Origin of the sequence: Aeromonas sp. QDB62 (genome assembly GCF_027705695.1) — a bacterium.
In the GTDB taxonomy this organism is placed as follows: Bacteria; Pseudomonadota; Gammaproteobacteria; order Enterobacterales; family Aeromonadaceae; genus Aeromonas; species Aeromonas allosaccharophila.
Map to the genome: position 1 here is coordinate 43,325 of NZ_JAPDCD010000030.1, position 18,344 is coordinate 61,668.

Here is an 18,344-nt window from a genome sequence, read left to right on the forward strand (position 1 = left end):
GTCATGCGCATCACCACCAACATGATCTATGACCGGAATATCTATTCCCTCAACAGTGCCAATGAGCGGTTAGACAAGGCGTATCAGCAGCTGCAAACCGGTAATAAATTTCAGACTGCCGGCGAAGATCCTGCGGGGATGAGCCAGAAGATGGCGTTGACCAAGGAGATCGACCTGTTCAAGCAGTATGGGGTCAATGGCAGCTTGCTGGAAAACAGCCTGGGACATGAAGAGACGGTATTGGATTCTCTCAATACGGCGATGCTCAGTGCCCAGACCCTGATTCAGAAATCCAATAATGGCGCGGTCAGTGACGATGATCGCAAGGCTATTGCCAGCGAATTGGAAGGGTTGCAGCAGCAGATGTTCGACCTGATGAATAGCAAGAATTCCTCGGGTGAATTCATCTTTGGCGGCAATCAGAGCAAGACCCAGCCTTATATCAAAGACGCCAACGGAAAATATATTTATCAGGGCGATCCTGGCCAGCGAAATATTCAGGTATCACCCACAGTGCAAATTGCTGCCAATGATTCGGGACAGGATCTGTTTGAAATTGTGGCGACCCGAAGAACCGCCAGTGCCACCACCGCGAATATCAAGGTCGGGATCGGCGATCAGGGTAATTTTGATAATTTTTTCAAATCCAATTACAACTCGGCACTGCCCAGCAACACCTATACCGTATCAACGACAATCGGTCCACCGGATACCTATGATATCAAGGATAGCGGTGGCAATACCCTGCAAACGGGTAACTATACTGCCGGTACCAAGATCCCTTTCAATGGTCTGGAGTTGACCATTGATCTGCCAGCCGGTGGCGCGGCTCAGCAGTTTGACCTCAATCCACCGAAAAATGACAATATATTGAACGGTATGTCGGATTTTATTACGGCTCTGCGCGATCCCACTATCTCTGCCGAGACGTTCGAGCAGAAAATAGCCGATGCCACCGTCCATATGAAAAATGCCCGCCTGAATATCGATCATGGATTGGGTGAGCTGGGTGGCCGGATGAACAGTCTGGAGCAGGTTATGGGCTCCAATGAAGGGCTCAGCACCCTCAACTCAGAGGCGAGAGCCAAGGTGTCGGAAGCGGATCTCTATGAGGTTATTTCGACGCTCTCCAAAGAGGATGCGGCATTGAGTGCTTCGCAACTCTCTTTCAGCAAGATAAGTCGTCTGACGCTATTTGACTATATCCGCTAATGAAGGGGCCCTTTGGGGCCTTTTCTGTTATCGCTGCTCTGCAAACCGGTTTCGCGTTATTTCCTGCCAATTGTAACAAGCTGTTGCCATCCCCCATTTAATGGTTGCTGCGGGGTTGACCTCCCTGCGGTATTGGATAATCATGCCGCCCGCACAACAGAGGGTTGTGCGTATTATTTGCAGCATCTCGTTAGGCGAGGCTCCTGTATAAACACAGGCCACTGATCTCACGACGTCCAGAGACGCCCAAGATCAGGACAGTTTTCATCGGATTAAGGTGTAAACCCAAGTGGCTTCCGGCATGCCGGATACGTTATACAGTGCTAAAGCTGGTACGTGGGGATGATGACACGCCGAACGGCGTCATTTCCTGCCTATTACTCGTCAATCAAATTGCTGTTTTCTTATCGTTGCATCCGGCCATTTCCGGAGGCGTTCAGGCTTGCCTGAAATCACATGAGGACATCTGTGATGAAGAAAACACATACCATTCTTAACCGTCACCAACTGCTCGATCTGGCTGCCCTGCAGGGCTGGCTGGAGTCCAATCTGGATCCGGTTCAGCGCGCCGATCAACTGCTGACCCTGCGGCCAGAAGAGCTCAACTGTGTCTTTGATACGCTACCTGCCCCGCAAGGTGCAGAGCTGCTTGGCTCACTCTCTGCCGAGAGTGCCGGTCGCCTGTTGCAGCGGCTGCATGGCAGCATTGTCAGCGTGTTGCAGGAGGCCATTCCCCGTCGCGAGATGGTGGCCATCCTGCGCAAATTGAGTCGTCAGGATCGCACCATGTTGCTGGCCCGTTTCCCGACCCAGGCTCAGGCCATGTACTACTCCCTGCTGGATTGGCCCACCGAGTCGGTGGGAGCCAACATGCGCCACGAATATCTGGCGGTGCGGGAGGAGGACACGGTCGGTCACGCCAAACAGCTGATCCACGATGCCTGGGACAATGCCCAGCTGTTTCGCCATATCTATGTGGTCAACGGGGATGGCCGCCTGCAAGGGAGCCTCTCTCTCAAGACCCTGCTGATCGCCGATCCGCTGGCCAGCGTGGCAAGTCTGATGGATCGGGAGACGGTGCGGATCAACGCCCGGGCGGATCAGGAGTTGGCAGCTCGCCTGCTAATCGACCGCGATCTGTCGGTCCTGCCGGTCGAGGATCAGGGGCGACTGGTCGGTATTTTCCATGTCGACGATGCAGCGGATATTCTGGAGCTCGAATCCACCGAGGATGCCGAGATGCAGGGTGGCTCATCGCCGCTCGATACCCCTTACCTGCAGGCGACGCCCTGGCAGCTGTGGCGCAAGCGGGTGGGCTGGCTGCTGATCCTGTTTGTAGCGGAAGCCTACACCGGCACCGTGCTGCGGGCATTCGAGGAGCAGCTGGAGGCTGCCATCGCGCTGGCGTTCTTTATCCCCTTGCTGATCGGTACCGGTGGTAATAGTGGCACCCAGATCACCACCACCATAGTTCGTGCCATGGCGGTCGGAGAGGTGAGTCTGCGCAATCTCGGCACCGTGCTGAAAAAGGAGCTCTCTACCGGTCTGCTTATCTCTGCGGCCATTGCGGTTGCGGCCTGGATCCGGGCATGGAGCCTCGGCGTCGGCCCCCAGATCGGTATGGTGGTGACCTTTACCATCATCGCCATCGTGCTCTGGAGTGCCACGGTCGCGTCCATTATTCCCATGGTGCTGCGCCGTTTCCGCATCGATCCGGCGGTGGTCTCTGCGCCGTTCATCGCGACGCTGGTGGATGGTACCGGCCTTATCATCTACTTCGAGATGGCCAAGTGGTTGTTGCCCGAGTTGCAGTAACGGGCAGATTGATATGCAAAAGGCAGCCAGTGGGCTGCCTTTTGCATTTATCTTTCCGGTTTAGCCGAGCTGGAACAACAGTGGCCAGCCCTGCTCCTGGCAATAACGATGCTCCTTCTCCAGATTCTGCATCAAGAGACGGTTATCCTCGCACCAGTCGATCGGCAGGGTCACGACCAGCTGATCGCCTTGCACTGCGACTTTCCACTCCGGCAGCAGGTTGTCCTGGCGCTTGTGGTGGGCGGCCACCGCGAGGCGCAGAATGCGGATGCAGCGCAGCACCGTTTGCAGGTCGTGGTTGGGCAGGGGCGGCAGCTCGGAGAGCTTGAGCCCCTTGCGCTGAAAGCGCACCAGCGCGGCCAGCAGGGCCTGATCGTCCTGGTTGAAGCCGGGCAGGTCGGTGTGTTGCAGGATATAGGCGGAGTGGCGATGGATGCCGCTGTAGTTGATGGCAAGGCCAATTTCGTGCAGCCGCGCTGCCCAGCCGAGGATGGCGCGATAGGGCTCTATTTCCATCTGCCACGGCTCTTGCAAGGCATCGAACAGGGTCAACACGCTCTGCTCCACCCGGGCGGCTTGTTTGCGATCCATCCGGTAGTGGGTGCCCAGCGCCTGTGCGGTACGCTCGCGGATATCGTGGTGCTGCAAGCGCTCCTCGAACTCGTAAAGGAGCCCTTCGCGCAGTGCACCGTCAGAGTAGTCCAGTCGCTCGATGGGCAGCGAGGTAAACAGTCCGAGCAGGATGGCGACCGCGGCGGCAAACACCTCCAGGCGCTCTTCGGTGAGCCCCGCCAGCTTGAGGTTATCGACCCGCTTGCGCTCAATCATGACGGCCTTGAGATGTTCCAAGCCCGCGAGGGTGATGCTGCCATCGGTCCAGCCCTCGCCCTGCAATACATCGCGCACGGTACGAATGGAACCGGAGCTGCCAAGGCAGCTCTGCCAGCCCAGCTTGCGATACTGGTTGATGATGGGGGCGAGCTGGTGCTGGGCCTCCAGCACCGCATTGCTGAAGTTTTTCTCGCTCAGCTTGCCGCTGGCAAAGAAGCTCTGGGTAAAGCTGACACACCCCATCTTGCGGCTGGTGAGGGCCTTGTGATCAAACCCTTCGCCGATGATGAGTTCTGTGCTGCCGCCGCCGATATCCACTACCAGCACCTGACCCTCGATATGCTGGGTATGGGCGACCCCCTGATAGATAAGGCGCGCCTCCTCCTGCCCGCTGATGATCTCGATGGGGTGGTTGAGCACCTTGGCCGCTTCACTGACGAATTCGCGGGCATTGCTGGCACGGCGCAATGTGTAGGTGCCGGCGATGCGGATCTGGTCCGGCTTGATATTGGTGAGTCGCTCGGCAAACAGTGACAGGCAGGCGAGGCCGCGTTCCATCGCCTCCGGGCTCATTCGTTTCTGCTCATCCATCCCTTCGGCCAGACGCACCCGCTCCTTGATGCGATCGACGATGCGAAAACGTCCTTCGCTCAGGTGGGCGATCACCATGTGAAAACTGTTGGAGCCGAGATCCACGGCAGCATAGAGACTATTGTCCATTGTTTGACTCGATACGTTTGAGATAGTCGTAAATCGCGACCTGAGAGCGGATCTTGCGGCGGTTTCCCCGCTTCACATATTCGTTCTTCTGGTCGGCATCGATCACCCGTGCCTTGCAGGTATCACTCAGTTGTAGCTCGAGAATATCCATGATGCGCTGCTTGAGCCGCTCATCATAAATGGGCGTACCCACCTCGATCCGGCCGTCGATATTGCGGCTCATCCAGTCGGCGCTGGAGATATAGAGCTGGGGGTTGCCCTTGTTGTGGAACACCATCACCCGCGGATGTTCAAGGAAGCGGTCGATGATGCTGATCACCTTGATGTTGTCACTGAGGCCTGGTACGCCCGGACGCAGGGCGCACATGCCACGGATGATCATCTGGATTGGCACCCCCGCCTGACCGGCGGCATAGAGGCGGTTGATGAGATCCTTGTCCACCAGATTGTTGATCTTGAGGATGATGCCGCTCGGCTGGCCCGCCTTGGCGTTGGATAGCTCGTTATCGATGAGACGATAGAGCTGACGGCGGCTGTTGATGGGGGAGACCAGCAGGTGGTTGAACTTGTAGCGCCGATACGGATATTCGATGTATTCGAACACTCCCTCTACTTCGGCGGTGATATCCGGATTGCGGGTCAACAGCGAGAAGTCGGTGTAGATCTTGGCGGTTTTTTCGTTGAAGTTGCCTGTCCCGATATGGGCGTAGCGTACCGGCTCGCCATTTTCGTGGCGGGTGATGAGGCAGAGCTTGGAGTGGATCTTGAGGCTCGGCACCCCGAACACCACCTTGACTCCGGCATCGGTGAGGATGTTGGCCCAGTCGATGTTGGCCGCTTCATCGAAACGGGCGCGCAGTTCGACCACCACGGTCACCTTCTTGCCGTTGTTAGCGGCATCGATGAGGGAGTGGATGATCCGCGACTTCTTGGCGACCCGGTAGATGTTGATGCGAATGGCGCTGACCGCCGGATCGAACGCCGCCTGGCGCACCAGCTCGGTGAAGTGGTGGAACTTGTGGTACGGGTAGTAGAGCAGAATATCCTGCTTGGTGATGGCATCGAAGGCGTTGACGAAGCCGTCAAAATCGCGGCAATCCAGCGCCGGCAGCTTGGGGTTTTCCAGATAGTCACGGCCCACGTTGGGGAAGCCGATGAAATCCTTGAAGTTGTGGTAGCGCCCGCCCGGCATGATGGCGTCGTAGCTGCTGATCTGCAGCTTGAGTTTCAGGAAGCTTATCATGGCGGCGGGCATCTCCCGCTCGTAGACGAAGCGCACCGGCATGGCGGTGAGACGCTGCTTCAAGCCGTCACTCATCTTGTCCAGCAGACTCAAGTCCAGCTGGTCGGAGAGTCCGTATTCGGCATCCCGGGTCAGCTTCACCGCATAGGCGGCAATCTCGTCGTAGTCGAAGAAGCCCTTGAAAATCTCGTCGAGACAGAAGCGGATAACGTTATCCAGAATGATGATCTGCTTCTTGCGGCGGGTGCCTTCCGGCGGTAACTGGAAGAAGCGGGGCAGGTCATCGGTCGGCACTTCCACCAGGGCGTACTGGATCACCTGACCGTTCTTCTTCATCTCGACGGCCAGATAGGTGTACTCATCCTTGAGGAACTTGACCGGATTGACCTCCTTGTTGAGCAGGATCGGGATGATGTGGCGCAGCACCTTCTCCTTGAAGAAGACCCGCAACCACTTCTGGATCGCCTCGGAAAGCTGGTTCTCGTTGACCAGGAAGATGTTGTGGCGGGCCAGCGCAATCAACAACTCCTTGTAGGTGTTGTCGAACGCCTCACCAAGCGCCATCACCTTCTGCTGGATGGCGCGTAGCAGCACCTTGGCTTCATCGTCGCCGCCATGTACTTCGTTGATCAGAATGCGGCGCTTGACGTCCGACACCCGCACCTTGAAAAACTCATCCTGGTTGGAAGAGAAGATCCCCAGAAAACGGACCCGCTCGATGAGGGGCACCGTCTTGTCCATTGCCTCTTGCAACACCCGTTCATTGAATGAGAGCCAGCTCAGCTCTTTCTCTTCATACAGCTTGTCGGTGCTCATGTTGTGCCTCTGTTTCAGGTCGCGTCTGCGCGGCAGTTATGGCGTTAATATATGACAAATAAATGACAAGATGGTTACTGCTCGCTGAACGCCTCGTCGATGTCGACCACCAGATCGTCGGAGAGGGACTCCAGCGCGGTGATCAGGTCATCCATGGCGAGCCCGTCGGGCAGGGCAACCAGCGCGTGGGCATAGAAGAGCGGGGCGCCGGAGTGGGGGGCCGGTTCACAGCCGGTGGTGAGATCGGCCACGTTGATCTCGAGCTGGCGCAGGATGCTGGCCACTTCGTGGACGATACCGGGACGGTCGTTGCCGGTCACCGTCATCATTACCTGATGGGCCGGTTCGGCGGTGGGGGTGCCTTCGGCAAAACTGATGGTCAGACCCGGCAGCAGGGCCAGCGCTTCACACAGGCTGCGATAGTGCTCATCGGGCACGGAGACATGGAGGATACCGGCAAACTGGCCCGCCAGTTCGCTCATGGCACTGCCCAGCCAGTTGCCCTGCTCGCGGCTGATGACGGCCGCCAGACTCTCGACGATCCCGGGTTTGTCTGCACCGATCACGGTGACCACCAATTGCTTTTGCATCCTGCTCTCCTTGAAATTGGAACTCTGGCTCGATCCCCATTGTGCCTGCTGTGGCTGGTCATATGAACCCCCGCCTGCGGGCAAATAGATAAAAAGACGGGACTTTTACACTTTCCATACGCTTGTCTGCTGCCTTGCGCCGTGGCGGCTGTGGTAAAGTGGTTCCCCTTTCGTGTTGTGAACTGGATCGTGCTCTCATGAATACCCTTGTCGTATCGGGATTGCTGTTGCTGGCGCTGCTTGTGCTGGCGATCTTCTGGAGCAGAGGCAGACAGCAAAAGCGCCTGCCCTATGATGTGCAGGAGACCCTGTTCAGTCCCGCCGAGCGATCGTTCCTCGGGGTGCTGGATCTGGCGGTGGGTGACAAGGCCCGGGTCTTTGCCAAAGTGCGGGTGGCCGATGTGCTGACGCCGCAGGCCGGGATCGGCAAAAGCAAATGGCAGCAGCACTTCAACAAGATCAGCGCCAAGCATTTCGACTATCTGCTTTGCCACCCCGCGGATCTCTCCTTTATCTGTGCCATCGAGCTTGATGACAGCTCTCACCGTCACCAGAAGCGCAAGGCGCGGGATCTCTTTCTGAAAACCGCCTGCGACAGCGCCTGTCTGCCGTTGCTGCAGATCCCGGCAAGTGCCAGCTATCTGGTGGAAGAGCTGCGCGAACAGATCCTGCCGCTGCTGGTCAAAACCAGCGAACCGCTGGCAGAGGATCTGCCGCACGGGGCGCGTCGCGAGCCGACGTTCAACCCTCTGCTGCTGGACGGCGTGGATGTCGGTGCCGGGATGCGTGGCCGTACTGCCCATGCCGAGGCCATCTCGCCCGCGTCGTTCCACGAGCCTGCCATCCACTCCAGGGGGATGGTGGAGATGCCACAGAGTGAGGGTGAGCTGGTCGATGGCCTGTTCGCCGACGTGGAGGATGACGAGGAGCGCGAGGTACACCACTGTCCCCGCTGCGATGCGCCGCTGGTGGAGCGGGAGGCGAAAAAAGGCCCCCACGCCGGTCGACTCTTTCTGGCCTGCAGCCGTTTTCCCGAGTGTCGTTACGCGGCGCCGCACCACCATAACCACCACTGAGTGCCCCTCACCGTGTCGCATGCTGCCCTCTGACGAGGGCAGTTTTCTTTGTGCGATGGGCGGCGTTTATGGGCGGCGCTGCATGCAGAAAATTCCTCGGCAAAATTTATCTAATCTCCCGTTTCTGTCGATACACTTAGCCTGAATACGACAATTTTTGACAATGTGTCGGAATTTTGGCACTTTGTGCCGGTCATGACGTCGCCCAACCGCGTTTTATGACCAAATAAAACAATAAGTTAGATCAGGACATCGCGAGGAATGGATATGGTGGAGATGGGCGTGTTGATTGTTGATGCCGATGCGCAGCGGCGCCAACAGTTGGGAACCGTGCTCTCGTTTATGGGGATCCCGTGGCAAGAGGTGGCGCAAGGCGATCTGGATGTGGCTATCGAATCCTCCGGTCCGCTGCAAGGGGTGCTGGTGGGTGAACTGATCGACCGTCCCTTGTCAGAGCTGCTGGCTGCCTTCCCTCGCACCCCATTCCTCTCGCTGGTTGAGGCCGATCTGCCCAACAGCAACTTCATCGGGGTCGTGCTCTCGCCCTTTACCTATGAATCCCTCACCCGTCATCTGCACTTCTGTCAGGCGTTTGTCTCCTTGCATCCCCGTCAGCAGACCCATGACAAGGGTCAGGCCCTGCTGCGCTTGCTGGTGGGCAAGGGGAAGGGGATCCAGGAGGTGCGCCGCCTCATCAGCCAGGTGGCCGAGACCGACGCCAACGTGCTGATCCTCGGCGAGTCCGGCACCGGTAAAGAGGTGGTGGCTCGCGCTATCCACGAACTCTCTTCCCGCAGCAGTGGCCCCTTCGTGCCCATCAACTGCGGCGCCATTCCGGCCGAATTGCTGGAGAGCGAACTGTTTGGTCACGAGAAGGGGGCGTTTACCGGCGCCATCGCGGCCCGTCGCGGTCGCTTCGAGCTGGCGCAGGGGGGCACCCTGTTCCTCGACGAGATCGGCGACATGCCAATGCCGATGCAGGTCAAACTGCTGCGGGTATTGCAGGAGCGGTTGTTCGACCGGGTCGGTGGCGGCAAGCCCATTCAGGCCGATGTGCGCATCATTGCGGCTACCCACCGGGATCTGGAGGCGATGATCCGCACTCAGGGTTTCCGTGAAGATCTCTACTACCGCCTCAACGTCTTCCCCATTGAGACGCCGCCGCTGCGAGATCGCATCGACGACATTCCGCTGCTGCTGCAGGAGCTGCTCAACCGCCATGCCGAGCAGCACCACGGCTTTATCCGGCTGACCCAGCGGGCGCTGGAGTCGCTGATGCAGTACCCCTGGCCCGGCAACGTGCGCGAGCTCTCCAACCTGCTGGAGCGGCTGCTGATCCTCTACCCGCACCAGATCGTCGATGTGGCCGATCTGCCGAGCCGTTATCGCCTGTTGCCGAGCGAGCCGCGGGATGAGCGGTTGACCGAGATGGATGAGCGCGATGCGCTGGCAGCGGTGTTTCAGGACCCGCCCGAGCTGGATCACTCCCTCGCTTCGGCCCGCACCATGCAGTTGCCGGAGGAGGGGGTCAACCTCAAAGAGATGCTGGCCGACCTTGAAGTGGAGCTGATCCGTCAGGCGCTGGAGTCTCAGGACGGGGTGGTGGCCCGTGCCGCCGATCTGCTCGGCATGCGCCGTACCACTTTGGTGGAGAAGATGAAAAAGTACGGGATGAGCAAGGACGTCTAAGGGTCAAAGCCTTGACGCCAGCACACAATTCATTGTTTTAATTCACATAATTTAGTGGCATGGAAATTGAATAACCTGACCCAATAGCCAGTTTGAGGTCAGGTTTATGACAATCCAGCAGCAGGACATGCCACTCCAGTCCCACGAAGTGAGCCAGCTCTATGCCATCTTCAAGGCGCTCCCCACCGGGGTGTTGCTGCTTGATGGGGCTGGGGTGGTCACCCGCGCGAATCCGGCGGCCATCTCCCTGCTGGGGGAGCCGCTGGAAGGGGAGCTCTGGCGCCACATCATTGCCCGCTGCTTCGAGCCGCGCGAGGATGATGGCCACGAGATCTCCCTGCGCGACGGGCGCAGGGTGCAGCTCTCGACCCAGCCGCTGCCGGATCAGCCCGGCCAGCTGGTCTTTATCAACGACCTGACCGAAACCCGCAAGCTGCAAGACCGCATCAACCATATGAAGCGGCTGTCGGCGCTGGGCAATATGGCGGCCTCGCTCGCCCACCAGATCCGCACGCCGCTCTCCGCCGCCATGCTCTATGCCGCCAATTTGGCCAACCGCACCCTCAAGCCGGAATCCCGCACTCAGTTTCAGCAAAAACTGATGGCCCGGTTGCAGGATCTGGAGAAGCAGATCAACGACATCCTGCTGTTCGCCCGCAATGGCGACAATCAGGTGGTCACCCCCATCTCGGTACAAGGGTTGCTGGCCGAAGTGCAGGCTGGTGCCGAGGCTTTCTGCCAGCAGCAGGGCTGCGAGCTGCACATGGAGGCGCCGGAGCCCGATCTCTGTCTGCTGGCCAACAGCAGTGCGCTGGCGGGGGCCATCAACAACCTGATTGCCAATGCCCAGCAGGCAGGGGCCACCTCGCTGCTGGTCAGCGCGGTGCGCTGCGGTGCCCGGGTGGAGATGCGAGTCATCGATAATGGCAAGGGGATCCCTTCCCATCAGCTCGGTCAGGTATTCGAACCCTTCTTTACCACTCGCTCCCAGGGCACTGGCCTGGGGCTGGCGGTGGTGCAATCTGTAGTGCGTGCCCATCAGGGGGAGGTCGGTGTGGCCTCGGTTCCCGGTGAAGGCACCTGCTTTACTCTGTCGTTCCCCCTGCATCAGCAACCGGTGCAGCTTGGAGGTGTAGCATGACCCATATCGGATCCAGGTTGTTAGCCGGGGCCAGCTGGCCGTTGGCGATTAATGTCGATGAGCTAGAGCTGTTGGCTGTGGGAGGTGTAGCATGACACAGGCCAGGATTCTGGTAGTTGAAGATGACAATGGCCTGCGCGAAGCGCTGGTGGATACCCTGTTACTGGGGGGCTATGAGTGCCGTGAAGCGGACAGCGGCGAGCGGGCTCTGCTGGCCCTCTCCCGTCAGCCATTTGACATGGTGATCTCCGATATCCAGATGGGGGGGATGGACGGTCTTACCTTGCTGGCCACCATCCGCCAGCAATATCCGCAGATCCCTGTGCTGCTGATGACCGCCTACGCCAACATCGATGGCGCGGTGCGTGCCATGCGCGAAGGGGCCATCGACTATCTGGCCAAGCCATTTTCGCCGGAGGTGCTGCTCAATCAGGTCAGCCGCTACGTGCCCGCCCAGAAGGTGGAGAAGCGAGCCGTGGTCTACGGGGATCCCAAAACCGCCGAGCTGTTCCAGCTGGCGACCCGGGTGGCCAGAAGCGAAGCGACCGTGATGGTGACCGGCCCGAGCGGAACCGGTAAAGAGGTGCTGGCCCGTTACATTCACGACAACTCTAGCCGCGCCGAGCAGCCTTTCGTCGCCATCAACTGCGCCGCCATTCCGGAGAACATGCTGGAGGCGACCCTGTTTGGCTACGAGAAGGGGGCTTTCACCGGTGCAGTGCAGGGTTGCCCCGGCAAGTTCGAGCAGGCGCAGGGGGGCACCCTGCTGCTTGACGAGATCACCGAGATGGATCAGGGGCTGCAAGCCAAGTTGCTGCGGGTGTTGCAGGAGAAAGAGATGGAGCGGCTCGGCAGTCGCAAGATGATCCCGCTGGATGTGCGGGTCATCGCCACCAGTAACCGGGATTTGAAAAAAGCGGTGCAGGATGGCCTATTTCGCGAGGATCTCTACTATCGCCTCAACGTCTTCCCGCTGCGCTGGTCTGCCCTGTGCGAGCGGCCCGGCGACATTCTGCCGCTGGCGGAACACCTGCTGGCGCTTCATGCCAGTCAGCAGGGGTTGCCGACACCACAGTTGACGGACGCCTCGCGGGAGCGGCTGCTGGCCCATCCTTGGCCCGGCAACGTGCGGGAGCTGGACAACGTGGTACAGCGTGCGCTGATCCTCAGCCCTGATGGCGTGATCGATTGCAGCCACCTCATTCTGGAAGAGGTAGACGAGCAGGAGATGGAGTTTGCCGTCGCAGAGCGCGCTTATGGCGGTGATCGCCTCGGTAGCGAACTCAAGCAGCAGGAGCACCAGATCATTCTCGACACCCTGCAAGAGTGCAACGGCAGTCGCAAGGATGTGGCCGACCGGCTCGGGATCAGCCCGCGTACTCTGCGCTACAAGCTGGCCCAGATGCGGGAGGCGGGGATCGACCTGCCAGCCTGAGGCCGGGAGGGAAACCGCACTGTGTGGGGGCTGTCATGGTCTTGACGGCTCGGCTCGATTATCATGGGGCCCTTGGCGCTTTGAGCCTGGGCCCTGTTTTTATTGGTAAAGCAGGGGACCGAGCCTTAATAAGGGACCCTTATGATCTCTCATCGAAAACTCGAAACCGTATTGAACCATCTGCTCGAACCTCACGCCATCAAGGATTACTGCCCCAACGGCTTGCAAGTGGAGGGGCGCGAGCGCATTCGCAAGGTGGTGACCGGTGTCACCGCCAGTCAGGCGCTGATCGACGCGGCGGTGGCTGCCGAAGCCGATGCCATTCTGGTCCATCACGGCTACTTCTGGAGCGGTGAACCGGCCCAGATCACCGGTATGAAGCAGCGTCGGCTCAAGACCCTGCTGACCCATGATATCAACCTGTTTGCCTACCATTTGCCGCTGGACGTCCATCCCGAGGTGGGCAACAACGCCCAGCTTGCCAAGCTGCTGGATATCAAGGTACGTCGGGGTCTGGAGCCGTGGAACAGCAAGAGTGTCGCCATGGTGGGCAAGCTGGAGCAGCCGATGAGCGGAGCCGACTTTGCCAAGCTGATTGCCGAGCGCCTTGGCCGCGAACCACTCTATTGCGGCGATACCGGCCCCGAGCTTATCCGTTCCGTGGCCTGGTGTACCGGCGGTGGCCAGAGCTACATCAATTTGGCGGCAGAGCAGGGTATCGATGCCTTTATCTCCGGCGAAGCTTCCGAGCAGACCATCCACACCGCCCGCGAGATGGGGATGCACTTCTACGCCGCTGGCCATCACGCCACAGAGCGTTACGGCGTCAAGGCGCTGGGGGAGTGGCTGGCGACCGTGCACGGGCTGGATGTCACCTTTATCGATATCGACAATCCGGTGTAGGGTCGCTTAGCCGCGTAATCGGACCTGACCGCTGCCATCGTGCAGATAGGTAGAAATGACAAGGGAGGCCTGAGCCTCCCTTGTTGCATCTGACATGCAGTTGTTAGCGGTTACTCGCAGGCGTAACCAGCGGGACCCAGCAGGGTGCCATCCAGTTGCACGGCACCATCTACCATCTGCAGCCGGCCTTCGCAGAACCAGCGTACCACCAGCGGATAGATGCTGTGCTCCTGCGCCTGTACCCGTGCCGCCACCTCATCAGCATCATCCCCTTCGAAGATGGGCACGCGGGCGTGCAGGATCACCGGGCCCCCGTCCAACTCTTCGGTGACGAAGTGGACACTGGCGCCGTGTTCACTGTCACCGGCATCGATAGCGCGCTGGTGGGTGTGAAGGCCCTGATACTTGGGCAGCAGGGAGGGGTGGATATTGATCATCCGCCCGGCGAAATGGCGCACCAGATCGCCGCTCAATATCCGCATAAATCCGGCCAGCACCACCAGATCTGGCTGATAGTCTGCCATCAGCGCCAGCAGGGCGGCGTCATACTCCTCCCGGCTGGCGAACTGCTGCTGGGCCAGAATGGAGGTCGCCACGCCTGCTTCTTTGGCGCGAACCAGACCATAGGCATCGGCCTTGTTGCTGATGACGCCGACCACCTCACCGGCGATCTTGCCGCTGGTGCAGTGGTCGAGGATCGCCTGCAGATTGCTGCCGCTGCCGGAGATCAGCACCAGGATGCGTTTCATAGGGGAGGTCATTTGGTTGTTGATCCGGTCATTCATTGAATGACGACCTGCTCCTCACCGTCGGCTGCCTTGGCGATGTGGCCGATGTGCCATGCGTTCTCGCCTTGTGCCTTGAGCAGGGTCAGCGCCTTCTCCAGCTGGTTGGCGGGCAGGGCGATGATCATGCCGACACCGCAGTTGAAGGTGCGATACATCTCGTGACGGGTGACGTTGCCAGCCTGCTGCAGCCAGCTGAACACCGCCGGCCACTGCCAGCTCTGCTCGTCGATCACCGCCTGGGTGTTGGCGGGCAGGACGCGAGGGATGTTTTCCCAGAAGCCGCCGCCGGTGATGTGGGAGAGGGCGTGGATCTCGCACTCCTTGATCAGCTTGAGTACCGGCTTGACGTAGATGCGGGTCGGCTCCAGCAGGGCGTTGGCCAGAGTGGTGTCACCTAGCGGCTGATGCACGTCGGCCTTGGAGACTTCCAGGATCTTGCGCACCAGCGAGAAGCCGTTGGAGTGGGGGCCGCTGGCGGCCAGGGCGATCAGGGCATCCCCTTCACCGACCTTGCTGCCGTCGATAATTTCGCTCTTCTCCACCACACCGACGCAGAAACCGGCGATGTCGTAGTCTTCCCCTTCATACATACCCGGCATCTCGGCGGTCTCGCCGCCCACCAGGGCACAGCCTGACTGCTCGCAACCGGCACCGATCCCGGTGACCACAGCGGCCGCGGTGTCCACGTCCAGCTTGCCGGTCGCATAGTAGTCGAGGAAGAACAGCGGCTCGGCGCCCTGTACGATCAGGTCATTGACGCACATGGCCACCAGATCGATGCCCACGGTGTCATGCTTCTTCAGGTCGATGGCCAGCCGCAGCTTGGTGCCCACACCATCGGTACCGGAGACCAGTACCGGCTCCTTGTAGCCCGCAGGGATTTGACACAGGGCCCCAAAGCCGCCAAGACCACCAAGGACTTCAGGACGACGAGTGCGCTTTGACACGCCCTTGATACGTTCAACCAGTGCATTGCCGGCATCGATATCTACGCCAGCATCCTTGTAGCTCAGTGAGGTTTTGTCAGTCACGCGTATTCCCCGTCATGTAAAGAAGTGGAGGGTAAAATTCGGGGCGTATTCTAACAGTGGCGGTGAAAAACCAGAAAGGAAATCGTTTGCGCGTTTTTGCGCGGAAATGCTCTACAAGCGGCGGCTTTTGTTGTATGATTCCGCGATTTTTTTGCGGCAGGTTAGAGGAGATAATAATGAAAGTCGTTGAAGTCAAACACCCCCTGGTCAAACACAAGATCGGTCTGATGCGTGAAGGCGATATCAGCACCAAGCGTTTCCGTGAACTGGCCAAAGAAGTGGGCAGTTTGTTGACCTATGAAGCGACCTCTGACTTCGAAACCGAGAAGGTTATCATCGATGGCTGGAATGGGCCAGTAGAAGTTGACCAGATCAAGGGCAAGAAGGTAACCGTCGTACCTATCCTGCGTGCCGGCCTTGGCATGATGGATGGCGTGCTGGAGCACATGCCGAGCGCCCGCGTCAGCGTGGTCGGTATCTACCGCGATGAAGAGACCCTGCAACCGGTTCCCTATTTCGAGAAGATCGTCAGCAACATCGAAGAGCGTCTGGCGCTGGTCATCGATCCGATGCTGGCCACCGGCGGCTCCATGATTGCCACCATCGATCTGCTGAAGAAGAAAGGCTGTCAATCCATCAAGGTGCTGGTACTGGTTGCCGCGCCGGAAGGGATCAAGGCGCTGGAAGCCGCTCACCCTGACGTAGAGCTCTACTGTGCTTCTGTCGACCAGGGGCTGAACGAGAAAGGCTACATCGTGCCGGGTCTGGGCGATGCAGGCGACAAGATCTTCGGTACCAAGTAACTTGAAACCTTGACCCGCTTCCCATGTGGAAGGGGTGATCGGAGCCGGCGCATCGCCGGCTCTGCTGTTTGTGGCCGCTTGTGCCAGCCTTGCCGCAGGATACGCCTTGCCGCTACCATAAGCACACTCTCCCATTTCGAGACTCTGTTCATGTTCAAACGTGTTGTGACCGCCCTCTGCTGCGGCTTGTCATTCATGGCCTCGGCCGCTCAGGTGGCCGACCTTTATCAGGGCAAGGCACCGACCAGTGGTGACATGGTGGCCGCTCAAGGGCAGGCACTGGGTCAGGTGCTGATCAAGGTGACCGGCAAGCGCGACATCCTCACCCAGCCGGTGGTGGTCAAGGCGCTGGCGGCACCGGGCGACTATGTCAAAAGCTATGGCTATCAGGATCAGGACTCGGTCAAGTATTTGAAAGCCGAGTTCAAGAGTGACAAGGTCAACAGCCTGGTCTCCGAGAGCCAGTTTGCGCTGCTTGGCCCGGCTCGTCCCCAGATGGCCATCTGGCTGGTGGTGGATCAGGGGGAGCGTCGCTTGCTGGCGGATCAATCCAGCGATGGTTGGGCGCAAGCCTTGCGCGATCAGGCACAGACGCTGGGGCTGCCCATCAGCATCCCGCTGATGGATCTCGACGACAACATGGCGGTCAGTGCCACCGACGTCTGGGGCCGTTTTGCCGACCCGATTTTGCAGGCGAGCCAGCGCTATGGCGCCGAGATGGTAGTGCTGGGCAAGCTGACGCCGGAAGGTGACAAGTGGAGCATCGACTGGGGACTCTACGGCCCCAAAGCGGCCGGTGAAGTGACCGAGCTGACCCGTGGCAACAGCAGTGGCACTCAGGCTGAAGTGGCGCAAGGGTTTGCCGATACCCTGGCGGCCTGGCTGGTGAAAAACTACGGTGCCCGCATTTCGGGTCCGGCAACCAGTCAGACCCTGGTGGTGGATGGCCTTGCCGAAGTGGACAGCATGATCGCCGTGCAGAAGATGCTGCAGGGGATGGCCAACGTCAGCAAGGTGGCGATCGGCAAGCTGGAGGGGGATCAGGTCACCTTCAACTTTACCCTGCAAGGTGAGCAGGCCGAGCTGGTGCGGGCGCTGCAGCTCGAGAGTCGTTTGCACAAGGTTGACGATAATGGCAGCGGTTTGCGTTACCAATGGTCGCAGCCCTGATTTTATAAGGCTTTTGTAGACCGCCCGGCTTGTCCGGGCGGTTCTCTATCTGCCTTTGCGATGATACACTTAACCACAAATGTCACAGTCAAAGCCCAACGAGTGAAGCAACCGGCCCAACTGTCTTTAGCCGTACAACTACCGGATGATGAAACCTTCGTCAGTTTTTATCCCGGCACCAATGCTCATCTGATCACCGCCCTCAAGAACGCGGCCATCGGTCAGGGATCGCCTTTCCTCTATTTCTGGGGAGCCAAGGGATCCGGACGCTCTCATCTGCTCCACGCCACCTGTGCCGAGGTCAACGCCCGCGATGCAGCGGCGGCTTATCTCTCCCTCGATCAGTTTGAACAGCTCGATCCCAGCATGCTCGATGCCCTCGAAAGCCTGCCGCTGGTCTGTCTCGACAGCCTTGAGGCGATCGCTGGCAATGCCGTGTGGGAGCGGGCGCTGTTCGACTTCTACAATCGCTGGCAGGAGAAGGGCGAGGGGACGCTGGTGGTCACCGGCTGCAGCGCTCCGCGCAAACTGGGGCTGCAACTGCCGGATCTGGCCTCGCGCCTCGACTGGGGTGTCAGTTTTCATCTCGAAGAGCTGGATGATGAAGGCAAGCTCAGTGCCCTGCAGCTGCGTGCCGAGCTGCGGGGCTTCAAACTGCCCATCGATGTGGGCCGCTTCCTGCTCAACCGACTCTCCCGCGATATGCGCACCCTGCTCACCACCCTCAATCAGCTCGACAACGCCTCATTTCGCGCCAAGCGCAAGCTCACCATTCCCTTTGTCAAAGAGATCCTCGAGCTCTGAGAACCTGGCTACGTTCTTACTGCGAGGCCGTGAGCAAGGCTCATGTGCTGCTCGGAATCCTCATGTATCCATATACACTCCGGTTCCTGCGCTGCTCTTCACCTCGCTGACGACCTCTCGTCACAGACCGTGAACCGGTTCTATAGCTTTGTTCCTTCTCCCTTCGGGAGAAGGGCCTTTCAAAAAGAAACCCCGGCTTCAGGCCTAATGCCGATCAGTTAAGGATCCATTGACCGATCCTCCTGATGTGTAAAAATCCGAAACCTGTTGATTGGTT

The 18,344-nt window shown here is 59.2% G+C and carries 15 protein-coding genes and 1 riboswitch; of the genes, 10 read left to right on the forward strand and 5 right to left on the reverse strand.

What is annotated here, in order from left to right; translation table 11 throughout:
* Positions 1-3: 3 nt before the first annotated feature.
* Positions 4-1,212: a flagellar hook-associated protein FlgL gene (gene flgL, locus OKC27_RS15350; protein WP_182939317.1), complete on the forward strand. Its 1,209-nt coding sequence runs from the start codon at positions 4-6 to the stop codon at positions 1,210-1,212.
* A gap of 179 nt (positions 1,213-1,391) precedes the next feature.
* Positions 1,392-1,561: riboswitch (M-box (ykoK) riboswitch) on the forward strand.
* A 122-nt stretch (positions 1,562-1,683) separates the two neighbouring features.
* Positions 1,684-3,027, forward strand: coding sequence for a magnesium transporter (mgtE, locus tag OKC27_RS15355; RefSeq protein ID WP_058053728.1), 1,344 nt, complete (start codon positions 1,684-1,686; stop codon positions 3,025-3,027).
* A gap of 60 nt (positions 3,028-3,087) precedes the next feature.
* Here mgtE and ppx read toward each other — a convergent pair whose 3' ends face one another.
* The 3 genes from ppx to OKC27_RS15370 form a co-directional block, all read right to left on the reverse strand.
* Complete coding sequence (gene ppx / locus OKC27_RS15360; protein WP_042057403.1) at positions 3,088-4,578, reverse strand: exopolyphosphatase; 1,491 nt, start codon at positions 4,576-4,578, stop codon at positions 3,088-3,090.
* Complete coding sequence (gene ppk1 / locus OKC27_RS15365) at positions 4,568-6,637, reverse strand: polyphosphate kinase 1 (protein WP_111806616.1); 2,070 nt, start codon at positions 6,635-6,637, stop codon at positions 4,568-4,570. The genes ppx and ppk1 overlap by 11 nt, the downstream gene beginning before the upstream one ends.
* Positions 6,638-6,711: 74 nt before the next feature.
* A complete protein-coding gene (locus OKC27_RS15370) occupies positions 6,712-7,227 on the reverse strand; it encodes a glycine cleavage system protein R (protein ID WP_033138700.1) in 516 nt (171 codons plus the stop codon).
* 197 nt (positions 7,228-7,424) lie between these two features.
* Between OKC27_RS15370 and OKC27_RS15375 the strand changes: the two genes are divergently transcribed.
* The 5 genes from OKC27_RS15375 (at position 7,425) to OKC27_RS15395 (ending at position 13,471) form a co-directional block, all read left to right on the forward strand.
* Positions 7,425-8,303 (forward strand): DUF2726 domain-containing protein, encoded by an 879-nt coding sequence (locus OKC27_RS15375; protein WP_182939319.1) that lies wholly within the window; start codon positions 7,425-7,427, stop codon positions 8,301-8,303.
* A 267-nt stretch (positions 8,304-8,570) separates the two neighbouring features.
* A complete protein-coding gene (locus OKC27_RS15380; RefSeq protein ID WP_182939320.1) occupies positions 8,571-9,992 on the forward strand; it encodes a sigma-54 dependent transcriptional regulator in 1,422 nt (473 codons plus the stop codon).
* 106 nt (positions 9,993-10,098) lie between these two features.
* Positions 10,099-11,133, forward strand: coding sequence for a sensor histidine kinase (locus OKC27_RS15385; RefSeq protein ID WP_182939321.1), 1,035 nt, complete (start codon positions 10,099-10,101; stop codon positions 11,131-11,133).
* Positions 11,134-11,224: 91 nt separating this feature from the next.
* Positions 11,225-12,568 carry a sigma-54-dependent transcriptional regulator gene (locus OKC27_RS15390; protein ID WP_270806433.1) on the forward strand — a complete coding sequence of 448 codons (1,344 nt, stop codon included), beginning with the start codon at positions 11,225-11,227 and terminating at the stop codon, positions 12,566-12,568.
* Between the two features lie 141 nt (positions 12,569-12,709).
* Positions 12,710-13,471 carry a Nif3-like dinuclear metal center hexameric protein gene (locus OKC27_RS15395; RefSeq protein ID WP_058053734.1) on the forward strand — a complete coding sequence of 254 codons (762 nt, stop codon included), beginning with the start codon at positions 12,710-12,712 and terminating at the stop codon, positions 13,469-13,471.
* Between the two features lie 110 nt (positions 13,472-13,581).
* Here the strand turns inward: OKC27_RS15395 and purN are convergent, their stop codons facing one another.
* Together purN and purM are read right to left on the reverse strand one after the other, a co-directional pair.
* Positions 13,582-14,220 (reverse strand): phosphoribosylglycinamide formyltransferase, encoded by a 639-nt coding sequence (gene purN, locus OKC27_RS15400; RefSeq protein WP_182939323.1) that lies wholly within the window; start codon positions 14,218-14,220, stop codon positions 13,582-13,584.
* Positions 14,221-14,252: 32 nt separating this feature from the next.
* Positions 14,253-15,290, reverse strand: a complete 1,038-nt coding sequence (gene purM / locus OKC27_RS15405) for a phosphoribosylformylglycinamidine cyclo-ligase (RefSeq protein ID WP_163128310.1) — start codon at positions 15,288-15,290, stop codon at positions 14,253-14,255.
* Positions 15,291-15,466: 176 nt separating this feature from the next.
* On the opposite strand from purM, the gene upp reads away from it, so the two are divergent.
* The 3 genes from upp to hda all read left to right on the forward strand — a co-directional run bounded on the left by upp (position 15,467) and on the right by hda (position 18,067).
* Positions 15,467-16,093: a uracil phosphoribosyltransferase gene (upp, locus tag OKC27_RS15410; protein ID WP_005334115.1), complete on the forward strand. Its 627-nt coding sequence runs from the start codon at positions 15,467-15,469 to the stop codon at positions 16,091-16,093.
* A 150-nt stretch (positions 16,094-16,243) separates the two neighbouring features.
* Positions 16,244-17,263, forward strand: a complete 1,020-nt coding sequence (locus OKC27_RS15415; protein ID WP_182939324.1) for a DUF2066 domain-containing protein — start codon at positions 16,244-16,246, stop codon at positions 17,261-17,263.
* Positions 17,264-17,365: 102 nt separating this feature from the next.
* Positions 17,366-18,067 carry a DnaA inactivator Hda gene (hda, locus tag OKC27_RS15420; protein ID WP_021231044.1) on the forward strand — a complete coding sequence of 234 codons (702 nt, stop codon included), beginning with the start codon at positions 17,366-17,368 and terminating at the stop codon, positions 18,065-18,067.
* The last annotated feature ends 277 nt before the right edge of the window (positions 18,068-18,344 follow it).

Bases quoted from the DNA above. Each gene is read 5' to 3' on its own strand.
- OKC27_RS15380 (WP_182939320.1), top strand. From the start codon at position 8,571: ATGGTGGAGATGGGCGTGTTGATTGTTGATGCCGATGCGCAGCGGCGC.
- ppx (WP_042057403.1), bottom strand. From the start codon at position 4,578: ATGGACAATAGTCTCTATGCTGCCGTGGATCTCGGCTCCAACAGTTTT.
- OKC27_RS15385 (WP_182939321.1), top strand. From the start codon at position 10,099: ATGACAATCCAGCAGCAGGACATGCCACTCCAGTCCCACGAAGTGAGC.
- flgL (WP_182939317.1), top strand. From the start codon at position 4: ATGCGCATCACCACCAACATGATCTATGACCGGAATATCTATTCCCTC.
- OKC27_RS15390 (WP_270806433.1), top strand. From the start codon at position 11,225: ATGACACAGGCCAGGATTCTGGTAGTTGAAGATGACAATGGCCTGCGC.
- OKC27_RS15395 (WP_058053734.1), top strand. From the start codon at position 12,710: ATGATCTCTCATCGAAAACTCGAAACCGTATTGAACCATCTGCTCGAA.
- OKC27_RS15375 (WP_182939319.1), top strand. From the start codon at position 7,425: ATGAATACCCTTGTCGTATCGGGATTGCTGTTGCTGGCGCTGCTTGTG.
- ppk1 (WP_111806616.1), bottom strand. From the start codon at position 6,637: ATGAGCACCGACAAGCTGTATGAAGAGAAAGAGCTGAGCTGGCTCTCA.
- mgtE (WP_058053728.1), top strand. From the start codon at position 1,684: ATGAAGAAAACACATACCATTCTTAACCGTCACCAACTGCTCGATCTG.
- purN (WP_182939323.1), bottom strand. From the start codon at position 14,220: ATGAAACGCATCCTGGTGCTGATCTCCGGCAGCGGCAGCAATCTGCAG.
- OKC27_RS15370 (WP_033138700.1), bottom strand. From the start codon at position 7,227: ATGCAAAAGCAATTGGTGGTCACCGTGATCGGTGCAGACAAACCCGGG.
- upp (WP_005334115.1), top strand. From the start codon at position 15,467: ATGAAAGTCGTTGAAGTCAAACACCCCCTGGTCAAACACAAGATCGGT.
- OKC27_RS15415 (WP_182939324.1), top strand. From the start codon at position 16,244: ATGTTCAAACGTGTTGTGACCGCCCTCTGCTGCGGCTTGTCATTCATG.